Below are 12381 nucleotides of genomic sequence, written 5' to 3' on the forward strand. Positions count from 1 at the left end.
GCGGTGAGGCGCGGCTCGCGGCGCGCCGCCCGCCGTACGGCGCAGTACAATGATCCGCCCACTCTAGGGAGCGCGTCTTGCCGTCATCCGTCAAAGCCCTTCTCAAGCCGTCCATCCGCGACATCGGCAGCCTCACGGTTCGCCGCGTCCTGCCGGCACTTGCCGCCCGGCTCGTCGGCCCGTTCATCTTCTTCGACCACATGGGCCCCGCGAGCCATGCGCCCGGCACCGGAGTCGACGTGCGGCCGCACCCGCACATTGGCCTCGCAACCGTCACGTATCTGTTCGAAGGGGCGATGCTTCATCGCGACAGCGTCGGCTCCGTGCAAAAAATCACGCCGGGCGATGTCAATTGGATGACGGCCGGCCGCGGGATCGTCCATTCCGAGCGCACGCCCGACGAAGAGCGAGAGCGAGGCCAGATCCTGCACGGCATCCAGACCTGGGTCGCGCTGCCGCTCGCCGACGAAGACACGGAACCGGCATTCGAGCATCACGCGGCGGCCACGCTGCCGCAACTCGAACGCAACGGGGTCACGTTGACCGTCATTGCGGGCAGCGCCTTCGGCGCGCAAGCGCCGACCCGCACGTTTTCGCCCACCCTGTACGTCGCCGCGAGCTTCTCCTCCGACGGCGCACTGGCGTTAGAGCCCGAACACGAGGAACGCGGGGTCTATCTCGTCGAGGGAGACCTCGCGCTCGACGGCGAGCCGCTCGCCGCCACCCACATGGCCGTGCTCGTCCCCGGCGAGACGGTCACGCTATCGAGCCGTACGGGCGCGACGGTGATGCTGCTCGGCGGCGCACCGCTAGAAGGCGAGCGCTTCATCGACTGGAATTTCGTCGCGAGCTCCCGAGAAAAAATTACACGGGCGAAACAAGCTTGGGCTGCGCAAACGATGGGGAAGGTTCCGGGCGAAACCGAATGGATCCCGCTTCCCGAGCGCCCGTCGCATTAGCGGGCAGCCCGACGCCCGCCTGCATAGGCCGCTGCGACCTCCCACCATCTGAACCGCCCCACCGTTGAAATGGCGTGCGCCGGCCCCTATCTGCGCCATTGAACAACGCCTAACGAGGGAGATCATGAACACCACCCTAGCCACTTTCGAAAACGATGTGATCGACGCTTCGGCGCTCGCTCCCGTCCTCGTCGATTTCTGGGCGCCGTGGTGCGGCCCGTGCAAGGCGCTCGGCCCGCTGCTCGAGAAACTCGAGCATGAGTATGCCGGCCGCTGGCGCCTCGTCAAAGTCAACGTCGACGAGAACCCGCAACTCGCCGCGCATTTTCAGGTGCGCAGCATTCCGCATGTGGTCGCGTTTGCGAGCGGACGGCCGGTCGATCAGTTCACGGGGGTGCTGCCCGAAAGCCAACTGCGCGCCTTTATCGAGCGCATCGTGCCGAATCCGGCGCAGATCGAGCGGCGAGCCGCCCTCCATGCCTTGCAAGAAGGCCAGCGCGCGGTGGCGCGCGATCACTTGCTGGCCGCGCTCGCGCTCGATCCGGGCTTCGACGAGGCACGGCTCGATCTGATCGAACTCTTGCTCGACGATGATCGGAGCGAGGACGCGCGCCGCGAAGCGGGGCTGCTTTCGCCGAAGACGACGCAGGGCATCGACGTGCGCTACAACGCGCTGAAGACTCGGCTGGACGCGCTCGATGCAGTGGCGGAGCTACCGCCGACCGACGCGCTCGAAGCCGCCGTGGCCGCCGACCCGGCCAACCTGGAAGCGCGCTTCGACCTGGCCAACGCGCTGATTGCGCGGCGCGTGTACGAACCGGCGCTCGGCCATCTGCTCGAAATCGTCAAGCGCGACCGCGCGTTCCGGGACGATATCGGCCGCAAGACCATGCTGTCGGTGTTCGACTTGGCGGCGCACGACCACGAACTCGTCGCCGCGTGGCGCCGCAAGCTCAGCGCTGCGCTGCATTGACGCAGCCGCGGCTCCCCGCTGCGCCCCAACGGCCCCGCTAGCCGGCCGTATCGCGCGAAAACCGTTAGCCGCCGCCCCTCAGGCGGCGGCGTTCGCCGTTCTGGCCAATGTGCGCAGTACGTGGGCCGCGGCGGCAAATCCAAAGCTCGCGGTCACGCAGACGCTCGAGCCGAACCCCGCGCAATTCAGCCCCACAGGCCCCGCATGCCCGGGCGAGGTCGTGACGTGCTGAGCGACGTCGTCCATATCGCAAACGGCCGCTTCGGGGTAGACGAGCGGCTCGTCCGAATACACCGCGCTGACCTTGAACTTCGCCTTGGGCCCGCGCGGAAAGCCGTGCAGCTTGCGCAACTGAGCGCGCACCTTCGAAAGCAGCGGGTCTTGAATCGTCAGCGCGAGGTCATCGATCCGGATTCGCGTCGGATCGAATTGGCCGCCGGCCCCGCCCACGGTGACGAGCGGCTGCCCGTGCGCGACGCACCACGCGATCAGCGCCGTTTTGGTGCGCACACTGTCGATCGCGTCGACGACATAATCGAAGCCGCCGCCGAGCAACGCGTCGAAGTTCTCCGGATCGACGAAGTCCTCGACACGCACCACCTGACACTGCCTGTCGATGAGCGCGACGCGCTCGGCCATGGCATCGACTTTCGGCTTCCCGTAATTGCCGTCGAGCGCGTGGATCTGGCGGTTGGTATTGCTCTCGGCCACGTTGTCGAGGTCGATCAGCGTCAGCTTGCCCACCGCGCTGCGCGCCAGCGCCTCGACGGCCCAAGAGCCCACCCCGCCGATGCCGATCACGGCCACATGCGAGCGTTCGAACGCCGCGAGCGCGCTCGGCCCGTAAAGCCGCGCGACGCCGCCGAAGCGGCGCTCGCGGTCCGCGGCTTCGGGTGCGTCGACAAGCGCCGGCGCGGGAGTAAGATCCGGATTGAGCGCTGTGGCGTGAAGGCTGGGCATGGTGCGTGACAATGATGCGAACGAAGCTCGTATTGTGCCTCATCGGCCCGCGCCGAACCGCTTACGCCCCTCCGGCGCGGCGCGCCGGCGAACCCGGCGCCGATCCGCTCATTGCGGCCGATCGGCACGCGGCACGTTTTCCCCGGGTTGGCTATACTGACCCCCGACTGAAGCGGTCACATAAGAATATGACTACCCTCTCCGATCTCCGTAAAGACTATGCCCGCGGCTCGCTCGATGAAACGAGCGTCGAGGCCGATCCGATCCGCCAATTCGAGGCTTGGTTCAAGCAAGCGCTCGATGCGCAGCTGCCCGAACCGAATACGATGACGCTCGCCACCGTGGACGCGCGCGGCTATCCCTCGGCGCGAATCCTGCTTATCAAGGGTGTGGACGAACGGGGCTTTGTCTTCTTCACGAACTACGAAAGCCGCAAGGGCGCCGATTTGGCGGTCAATCCGCACGCGAGCCTGCTGTTCTATTGGATCGAGCTCGAACGCCAAGTGCGTGTCGAGGGCACCGTGGTCAAGACCGGCGCCGACGAAAGCGACGCGTACTTCCATTCGCGTCCGCTCGGCTCGCGCATCGGCGCATGGGCGTCGGAGCAAAGCCGTCCGATCCAGAGCCGGGCGTTGCTCGAAGCGCGCGAAAAATCGTTCGCCGAACGCTTCGGCGAAAACCCGCCGCGCCCGCCGCACTGGGGCGGCTACCGGCTCGTGCCCGAGACCATCGAATTTTGGCAAGGACGGCCGTCGCGGCTGCACGACCGGATCCTTTACACGCGCGAGAGTGCCGGCGACTGGCGCATCTCGCGCCTTGCGCCTTGACGGCGAGCGCGATACGCCGCACGAAGTCCCCGGGTTCTCCGGCCGCGAGCGTCGTGCGCTAGGGCGTGCCGCCCTCGCGTCGCTGCAAGAAATCGAAATCGCCGCCCGCGTTCGCGCGCGAGCTGCGGACGGCTGCTTTGCTCTGCTTTGCATTTTCAACGACGAATACGGAGAAAACGCATGTTCTGGGAGAAAAAGCTAGCGCAGTGGGTGGACGACGTACGCGACAAGACGAACCTGCCGGCGCGTCTCGTCTTATGGAATGGGCAGCAACTCGACTTCGGCAGTTTCGCCGCGCCGCAAGTCACGCTCAAGGTCAATACCGCTTCGGCATTGCCGCTTTTGCTCGAGCCAAGTCTCGACAATCTCGGCGAAGCCTACGTGAAAGGCAAGATCGACATCGAGGGCAAGCTCTCGGACATCATCACGATCGGCTATTCGCTCGCCAAAAGTACCGTGACGAGCGCGAGCAAGTTAGCCCGGGTGCGGCGCTATTTCAATCACACGAAAGCGTCGGATAAGAAAGCGATCCAGTATCACTACGATGTCTCGAACGAGTTCTACAAGCTTTGGCTCGACGAGAACATGGTCTATTCGTGCGCCTACTTCGAGAACGGCGACGAAGATTTGGCTACCGCGCAGATCAAAAAGATCGATCACATCCTCACGAAGATCCAAGTTCAACCGGGCCACAGCCTGCTCGACATCGGCTGCGGCTGGGGCGCCCTCGTGTTGCGCGCGGCGAGCAAGTTCGGCGCGCGTTGCGTAGGCGTGACGCTGTCGCAGAATCAATTCGACTTGGCCACCGAACGCGTGAAAGCGGCAGGCCTCGCCGATAGGATTGAAATCCGTTTGCAAGACTATCGCGATATCGAAGGCCAATTCGACCGTATCACGAGCGTCGGCATGTTCGAGCACGTCGGGCGTAAGAATCTGCCGGTCTATTTCGGCAAGATTCGCGAATTGCTCACCGACGACGGCATCGCCATGAACCACGGCATCACTTCGACCGATTACGACAGCGGCGAAACGGCGCTCGGCGGCGGCGATTTCATCGATCGGTACGTGTTCCCCGACGGCGAGCTGCCGCATATCAGCCTCGCGCTCGAAGCAATGCAGCGCGGCGGTCTCGAGGCGCTCGACGCCGAAAGCTTGCGGCGCCATTACGCGCGCACGCTCGAAATCTGGACCGAGAACTTCGAGGCCAAGAGCGAAACGTTGAAAGGGCTCGTCGACGAGGAGAAGTTCCGCATTTGGCGCGTGTATCTTGCGGGCTGCGCCTATGCCTTCGAACACGACGACGTCTCGCTGTTCCAAATCGTCTGCCGTAAAGCCGGCCGCAGCGCCCAAACGTTGCCTTGGTCGCGCCGCTACATGTACGATCGGCCGCTTGGCGCATAGCGTGGAATTGGGCCCATGGGCGGGCCCCGCATTCGATGGCAGAAGAGAACGACGACCCGCAATTCGATTTATTCGGCGATTCGCAGGCCGGCTCGCCTCAGCCGGCGTCGCCTTGCGCGCCCAATCCGCGCACGAGCGGCCGCGGCGCCGCCGCCGGCGAGGACACGCCCGGCCAGAGGCTGCGCCGCGCTCGAGCCGTGCTGCCTGCGCCCCCCTGCCCCGAAGTAGCGGAAGCGGCGCAGGCGCTGCCGCGGCTGGTGCGTCTGGGCACCTCTTCGTGGTCTTTTCCTGGTTGGGAAGGCATCGTCTATGGGCAAGCCTATAGCGACGCCAAGCTCGCGCGCGACGGCCTTGGCGCGTACGGTGCGCACCCGCTGCTGCGCACGGTCAGCATCGACCGTTCGTTTTACGCGCCGCTTTCCGTGACCGACTATCTACGCTATGCGCAACAGGTTCCAGACGACTTTCGCTTCGTCATCAAGGCGCCTGCCTCGGTGACCGATGCGACGCTGCGGGCCGAACGCGGCGCGCCGATCGCCGACAATCCCTGCTTCCTCGACGCGCACCTCGCCACCCGTGAATTCGTCGCACCTTGCTTGGAAGGGCTCGGCGCGAAAGCGGGAGCGCTCGTGTTCCAATTCCCGCCATTACCCGAGCGCATCCTGGCCGATCCCGCCGCGTTCGTCGACAGACTCGGTGCGTTCTTCGACGCGCTGCCCCCGTTACCCTCGTTCAGCGCGGATCCGGCCAACGCATCCGATCCCTGCTACGCGTTGGAAATCCGCGATGCCTGCCTGCTTACACCGCGTTTGATCCGCATGCTGCGCGAACGCGGCGTGCGCTATTGCGTCGGGCTGCATGCGCGCATGCCCGAACCGTTGCGCCAGGCGGCGGCCCTTGCGCTGCTCGACGGCGACGCGCCGCGAGGGCCGCTCATCGTGCGCTGGAGCCTGCATGGGGGCTTCAAGTATGAACAAGCGAAGGCCAAGTACGAACCGTTCGACAAGCTGGTCGACGAAGACCCGGCAACGCGCGCCGCGCTCGCGGAACTAGCCGCCCGGTATGCCATCGCGGGCCAGCCCGTGCTGATCGTCACGAACAATAAAGCGGAGGGGTCGGCGCCGCTGACCTGCGCCGCGCTCGCACGCGAAATCGCCGCGGCTTACGCGCGGTTGCGCGACGAGGCGCGGCCGAGCGGGGGCGAGGCGGCGGCATAGGCACGAGCGGGCTGCGGCGCCGGCCCGGCGGCCGGCATCGTAGGCACGGCGCGCGCCGGGGCCGACTCACGCGCCAGGGCGCATCCAACTCGCGAACTTCGCACGGAATTTGGCCACCTTCGGTGCGACCACGAACGTGCAATAGCCTTGCTCGGGATGCTGCGCGAAATAACGCTGATGATAGGGTTCGGCCGGCCAGTAATTGCCGTCGAGCGGTTCGACCCGCGTGACGATCGGCGCGTCGTAGACATTGTCGCGCTCGAGCTCGCGAATCGCCTCGAGCGCGATGTCGCGCTGGCGATCGTCATGCGTAAAGATGACCGATCGATACTGCTCGCCCACGTCGTTCCCCTGCCGGTTCAGTTGCGTCGGATCGTGGATTGCAAAAAAGATCTTCAAAATCTCGTGATAGCTGATCTGCGCAGGATCGAACTCGATTTTGACCACCTCGGCGTGCCCGGTCCCACCGTCGCACACCTGCTCGTACGTCGGATGCGCCAGCGCGCCGCCCGCGTAGCCCGATTCGACGCCCTTCACTCCCTCGACATCGACGTAGACGGCCTCCAGGCACCAGAAGCATCCGCCGCCCAACGTGGCGGTTTCGCTCGTCTGACTCATGGCTTTCGCTCTCCTATTTCAAGCACGACACCGGCAGCGCGCGAGCGCTCGCGCGCTGCACTCAGACAGTCAAGCTTAGTGCGTTTTGAGACAACCTGCGACGGCGATCTGCGCTCGACGGCGACGGCGCGGATGCCAGGTGCGGCAAGATGCCCCGATTCCTTTAAAATCTCAGCTTACTCGCCAGCTCACGCAACGAAATTTCAATTTTGGACTTCTTCTTTTCGCCTGCGCTCTCGTATGGGTTGCCTGCGGTGGCAGCCTCGCCAACCGGAGCCGCGGCCCTATGAAACGCGCGAGCCCTCCGAATTTCGACGTCGCCGCCTTCCGCCGCGCGCTCGGTCAGTTCGCTACAGGCGTGACGGTCATCACGACGCGCGCGCCTTCGGGGCAACTGATCGGTATCACGGCCAGCTCCTTCAACTCGGTATCGCTCAACCCACCGCTCGTGCTCTGGAGTCTCGCCACGAAATCGGCTTCGATGCCCGTGTTCCAGATGAACAGCCATTACGTGGTCAACGTGCTGGCGGCCGAGCAGCTCGATCTGTGCAAACGCTTCGCAACGGTGAAGGGCGACCGCTTCGCCGGCGTCTCGCATGCGGCCAGCGATACGGGCATGCCGGTGCTCGACGGTGCGCTCGCGTGGTTCGAGTGCCACAACCGTAGCCGTTACGAGGAAGGCGACCACGTGATCTTCGTCGGCGAAGTCGAACGCTGCGGCGTGCATCCGAACGCCGACGAAATCGCCCCGCTCATTTTTCATGGCGGGGCGTTTCACGAGGTCAAGCCGCTCTAGGCTCCCCTCGGCCTTTAGCGCCGCAGCGATGCTCGGGGCGCGGATCGCGTAACTTTCATCGCTACGACGGCCGCGCCACCGGGGCCCGCGATCACACCCAAGTCGCTTGCGTGCCGTAACGCCGGCTCGCCCCGCCAGGCGCCACGACGAAGCGGTTGCCAACGATAGCTGCTTCTTTCCACTTCATTTGTGCCTCCTCCATGCAAGGTCGCAAAGAGCGCACAACATACGTCGACGTTCGCGGGCAAGTGCATTCGGACCGTCATCTAGGACGGAATTCCCCTCGCCCGCGCGCCATTTTCGATTCTTCTTAGGCTCGGCGCGTCCTAGCGGGGGCCGCCTTCCGCGGCGACCGGCACGCCCGAGTCCTCTTTCAATGTCTGAAGCACGATATTGGAGCGGATATCCATGACGCCGGGCGCCTTGTACAGCTTGTTCAGCACGAAGTCGGAGTAATGCTTGAGATTGTGCGCGAGCACATGCAGCAGGTAATGACTTTCCCCGGTGATGACGAACGCGCCGACGACTTCCGGCCAGGCGCGCACCGCGTCGCCGAACCGTTCATGCCAATTTTCCTGATCGTTGCGCATTGAAACCTGGACGAAAGCTTCGAGTTCGAAACCCAGCGCCTCCCGGTTCAGGCACGCCCGATAACGCTCGATCACGCCTTGCTCTTCCAATAACCGCAGCCTGCGCAAACACGCCGACGGCGACAGAGAAATGCGGTCGGCAAGGTCCAGATTGCTGATCCGGCCTTCGTTCTGTAGGACGCTGAGGATGCGGCAATCCGTGGCGTCTAGCGAGATCGCGTTCATTTTTGGCCCCCGTTTTAGGTTTATCTCGAATTATGTTCTAGTCCGGCCGGTCGGTGGCGAGAATTTCGCAAGCACTTTGCGCGCGAAGTTGCCTATCATCGACGCAAGGCTTGCCGACGAGTGAGGAGACATGCAGGAGACAATTTGGGACATCTCTGCCCCGATCGGACCGAATACGCCGGTCTGGCCCGGCGACACGCCGGTGAGCGTCGAGCGCGTTTGGCGCATGGAGGCCGGTTCTCCCGTGAACGTGGCGCGGCTGACTTGCTCGCCGCACACGGGCGCGCACGCCGACGCACCCTTGCATTACGACGCGCAGGGCGCCGCAATCGGAGCCGTCCCTCTCGCTCCCTACTTGGGCTCGTGCCGCGTCATCCATTGTCTCGGCGCCGCGCCGCTCGTCTTGCCCGAACATCTCGCCCCTTACGCCGACGCCCTGCCCCCGCGCGTCCTCCTGCGCACGTACGCGCATGCCCCGGCCACGCGCTGGGACAGCGCTTTTTGCGCCGTCGCTCCCCAAAGCATCGACTTCCTTGCGCAGCGCGGCGTCATGCTGATCGGCATCGACACGCCATCGCTCGACCCGCAAGAGTCGAAGGCGATGGACGCTCACGGGCGCGTGCGCGCCCAACGGATGTCGATCTTGGAAGGGCTCGTGCTCGACGATGTGGCCCCCGGCGATTACGAGTTGATCGCATTGCCGCTCAAGTTCACCACGCTCGATGCGAGCCCCGTGCGGGCCGTGCTCAGGCGATAACCGCGGCACGCCCGTTCGCCGAGTTCGAACCGTTCCCCTCGGCTTTTCCCACACGCGCCGACTTTCATTGCTTTCAACCTTCGATGAACACATGAAGACTCGTAACGATGCGATCGCGCGCGACGGCGACGATCCCCTTGCACGGTTGCGCGACCGGTTCGCGCTGACGCCCGACGTCATTTATCTAGACGGCAACTCGCTCGGCGTGCCGCCCATTGCCGCCGCCGCCCGAGCGCAAGCGGTCATCGCGCACGAGTGGACCGAAGGACTCATTCGCAGTTGGAACGCGGCGGGCTGGTTCGCGTTGCCGCGCCGTCTCGGCGATAAGCTCGCACCGCTCGTCGGCGCCGCGCCCGACGAGCTCGTCGTGACCGACACGATCTCGGTCAATCTGTTCAAGCTACTGTCAGCGGCGCTCAAGATGGCCAACGAGCGCGATTCCCGCAGGCGCGTGATCGTCTCGGAGCGGGCCAACTTCCCGACCGATCTCTACATCGCTCAAGGGCTCATCGAGCAGCTCGACCGGGGCTATTCGCTGCGGCTCGTCGACGATCCGGCGCAGTTGCCCGACGCGATCGGCGAAGATACGGCCGTGGCCATGATCACGCACGTGAACTATCGAACCGGCTACATGCACGACATGGCCGCGCTCACCCAGGTCATTCAGCGTGCGGGCGCGCTTGCGCTTTGGGATCTGGCCCATTCGGCCGGCGCGGTGCCGGTCGATCTGAACGGCGTGCATGCCGACTTCGCCGTCGGCTGCACCTACAAGTACTTGAACGGCGGCCCCGGCTCGCCCGCTTTCGCATGGGTCGCCAAACGCCATCAGGATGCGCTTGCGCAGCCCCTGTCGGGCTGGTGGGGGCATCGCGCGCCGTTCGAAATGGATCCGGTCTACGCGCCGGGGCAAGGCATCGGGCGTTTTCTGTGCGGCACGCAGCCGATCGTCTCGATGTCGCTCGTCGAAGCGGGGCTGGATGTCTTTCTCGCCACCGATATGCAGGCGATCCGGCGAAAGTCGCTTGCGCTCACCGATGCGTTCATCGATCTCGTGCAGACCCGCTGCGCCGGGCAGCCGCTCACGCTCGTCACGCCGCGCGCCCACGCGCAGCGCGGCTCGCACGTCAGCTTCGAGCATCCGCACGGCTATGAAGTCATGCAGGCCTTGATCTCCCGCGGCGTGATCGGCGACTACCGGGAACCGCGCGTGTTGCGGTTCGGGTTCACGCCGCTCTATACGCGCTTCGTCGATGTGTGGGACGCCGTCGAGACGCTGCGCGACGTGCTGGAAACCGATGCGTGGCGCGCGCCCGAATTCGCCGCCCGGCATTCGGTCACCTGAATCAAGCAAGGAGCCCGAAATGACTGAACATATGCGCTTATCCGACCTGCCCGAAACGCAAGAAAGCGCGCCGCGGAGCATGGGCGGCTGCCCGTTCGGACACGGGGGTCCCGGCGCCGATGAAGCCGAGGGCGACATTTTGAAGGCGGCGCCGCACGTGCCCCAAGACGACCTTGGCTGGCACGACGCGCAGCTCGATTTCTCCAAATCGATGAGTTATGGCGACTACCTCTCGCTCGGCTCGATCCTGCATGCGCAGCACCCGCTCTCCCCGGACCACAACGAGATGCTGTTCATCATTCAGCATCAAACGAGCGAGCTGTGGATGAAGCTCGCGCTCTATGAATTGCGCGCGGCGCTCGCTTGCGTGCAGCGCGACGAACTGCCGCCCGCGTTCAAGATGCTGGCGCGCGTCTCGCGCATCATGGAGCAGCTCGTGCAGGCGTGGAACGTCCTTGCGACGATGACGCCGTCGGAATACACGGCGATGCGCCCGTATCTTGGTTCGTCGTCGGGCTTTCAATCGTATCAGTACCGACAGATCGAATTCGTGCTCGGCAACAAGAACGCGCAGATGCTCAAGCCGCATGCGCATCGGGCCGACGTGCTCGCCGATGTGAAGGCCGCGCTCGAAGCGCCTTCGTTCTACGACGAAGTGGTGCGTCTGCTCGCGCGGCGCGGATTTTCGATCGCGCCCGAGCGGCTCGACCGCGATTGGACTGGGCCGACCGTCCACGACGCCTCTGTCGAAGCAGCGTGGCTGCAGGTGTATCGCAACCCCGCCGAGCATTGGGAACTGTACGAAATGGCCGAAGAGTTGGTCGATCTCGAAGATGCGTTCCGGCAATGGCGCTTCCGCCACGTCACGACGGTCGAGCGGATCATCGGCTTCAAACAGGGCACGGGCGGCACGAGCGGCGCGCCCTATCTTCGCAAGATGCTCGACGTCGTGCTGTTTCCCGAGCTTTGGCACGTACGGACCGTGTTGTAGGTTCGGCGCCGCATCGCCTGCGCATGAGCCCGCGCGTGAGCTCGGTTCGCGCGGCTACCTTGCGCAAGGATAGCTTCCGGCGTTCGGGCGCTCCACCGTCAGCGGCTCGCGTGCCCGGGCCTATGCCAAGTTTGGCGAGTTCGCCGTGGATAAGGCGTCGCACTTACCTGAGTGCGATCGATTGATATGTTATATCATGTCATCGATACATCACCCGGGACGACACCATGCCGGCCGATACCCTCTCCTTGAACGAGCGCCTCGCCCATGCCGACGCATACGCCGCCGAGCACGGCCTGACGCTCACTCAATTGCGGCGCCAGGTCTACGCACTCGTCGCGGCGGCCGGCAGGCCCATTGGCGCTTACGATCTGCTCGCCGCACTCGAACCGGAACGCGGGCGCGTACCGCCCACGACCGTCTATCGCGCGCTCGACTTTCTCGTCGAACACGGTTTCGTTCATCGCATCGAATCGCGCAACGCCTTCGTCGCCTGCTGCGAAATCGGCAAGCCGCATCAAAGCCAATTCCTGATCTGCGAACGCTGCGGCGAAACGCTCGAGATCCCGGGCGAAGAACTCGCGGAGCGACTCTCGTCGTCGCCGCCCGCACACGGCTTCGAAGTGCACAAGCAAGTCGTCGAACTGAGCGGGCTGTGCAGCGACTGCAAGCGCAAACGCGCCCCGGCTTCGCCGCGATGATCTCAAGCAAAGCTCAATCGGGAG

The 12381-nt window shown here is 64.8% G+C and carries 13 protein-coding genes; 10 read left to right on the plus strand and 3 right to left on the minus strand.

Annotation, left to right across the window (positions count from 1 at the left end; translation table 11 throughout):
- Positions 1-77: 77 nt before the first annotated feature.
- The gene (locus QQS38_RS18705; RefSeq protein WP_479646840.1) at positions 78-959 is read left to right on the plus strand and encodes a pirin family protein; all 882 of its coding nucleotides are present in this window, start codon (positions 78-80) and stop codon (positions 957-959) included.
- Positions 960-1083: 124 nt separating this feature from the next.
- Positions 1084-1932: a thioredoxin gene (gene trxA, locus QQS38_RS18710; RefSeq protein WP_479646841.1), complete on the plus strand. Its 849-nt coding sequence runs from the start codon at positions 1084-1086 to the stop codon at positions 1930-1932.
- A gap of 78 nt (positions 1933-2010) precedes the next feature.
- On the opposite strand, the gene QQS38_RS18715 is transcribed toward trxA, so the two are convergent.
- Positions 2011-2892 (minus strand): tRNA threonylcarbamoyladenosine dehydratase, encoded by an 882-nt coding sequence (locus QQS38_RS18715; RefSeq protein ID WP_479646842.1) that lies wholly within the window; start codon positions 2890-2892, stop codon positions 2011-2013.
- 188 nt (positions 2893-3080) lie between these two features.
- Between QQS38_RS18715 and pdxH the strand changes: the two genes are divergently transcribed.
- From pdxH to QQS38_RS18730, 3 genes are all read left to right on the plus strand, one after another.
- Positions 3081-3719 (plus strand): pyridoxamine 5'-phosphate oxidase, encoded by a 639-nt coding sequence (pdxH, locus tag QQS38_RS18720; protein WP_479646843.1) that lies wholly within the window; start codon positions 3081-3083, stop codon positions 3717-3719.
- Between the two features lie 180 nt (positions 3720-3899).
- The gene (locus QQS38_RS18725) at positions 3900-5120 is read left to right on the plus strand and encodes a class I SAM-dependent methyltransferase (protein WP_479646844.1); all 1221 of its coding nucleotides are present in this window, start codon (positions 3900-3902) and stop codon (positions 5118-5120) included.
- A 35-nt stretch (positions 5121-5155) separates the two neighbouring features.
- Complete coding sequence (locus QQS38_RS18730; RefSeq protein ID WP_479646845.1) at positions 5156-6337, plus strand: DUF72 domain-containing protein; 1182 nt, start codon at positions 5156-5158, stop codon at positions 6335-6337.
- 66 nt (positions 6338-6403) lie between these two features.
- Here the strand turns inward: QQS38_RS18730 and msrA are convergent, their stop codons facing one another.
- Complete coding sequence (gene msrA, locus QQS38_RS18735) at positions 6404-6955, minus strand: peptide-methionine (S)-S-oxide reductase MsrA (protein ID WP_479646846.1); 552 nt, start codon at positions 6953-6955, stop codon at positions 6404-6406.
- Between the two features lie 286 nt (positions 6956-7241).
- Between msrA and QQS38_RS18740 the strand changes: the two genes are divergently transcribed.
- A complete protein-coding gene (locus QQS38_RS18740; protein WP_479646847.1) occupies positions 7242-7751 on the plus strand; it encodes a flavin reductase family protein in 510 nt (169 codons plus the stop codon).
- 326 nt (positions 7752-8077) lie between these two features.
- Here QQS38_RS18740 and QQS38_RS18745 read toward each other — a convergent pair whose 3' ends face one another.
- Positions 8078-8566: an Lrp/AsnC family transcriptional regulator gene (locus QQS38_RS18745; RefSeq protein ID WP_479646848.1), complete on the minus strand. Its 489-nt coding sequence runs from the start codon at positions 8564-8566 to the stop codon at positions 8078-8080.
- 130 nt (positions 8567-8696) lie between these two features.
- On the opposite strand from QQS38_RS18745, the gene kynB reads away from it, so the two are divergent.
- From kynB to QQS38_RS18765, 4 genes are all read left to right on the plus strand, one after another.
- Complete coding sequence (gene kynB, locus QQS38_RS18750) at positions 8697-9323, plus strand: arylformamidase (RefSeq protein ID WP_479646849.1); 627 nt, start codon at positions 8697-8699, stop codon at positions 9321-9323.
- A 91-nt stretch (positions 9324-9414) separates the two neighbouring features.
- On the plus strand, positions 9415-10665 hold the full coding sequence (gene kynU, locus QQS38_RS18755; protein ID WP_479646850.1) for a kynureninase: 1251 nt from the start codon (positions 9415-9417) through the stop codon (positions 10663-10665).
- A 19-nt stretch (positions 10666-10684) separates the two neighbouring features.
- Positions 10685-11656: a tryptophan 2,3-dioxygenase gene (kynA, locus tag QQS38_RS18760; RefSeq protein WP_479646851.1), complete on the plus strand. Its 972-nt coding sequence runs from the start codon at positions 10685-10687 to the stop codon at positions 11654-11656.
- Between the two features lie 227 nt (positions 11657-11883).
- Positions 11884-12357, plus strand: a complete 474-nt coding sequence (locus QQS38_RS18765) for a Fur family transcriptional regulator (protein WP_479646852.1) — start codon at positions 11884-11886, stop codon at positions 12355-12357.
- Positions 12358-12381: the final 24 nt, after the last annotated feature.

The sequence above is a fragment of the Trinickia sp. Z7 genome, from assembly GCF_056498045.1.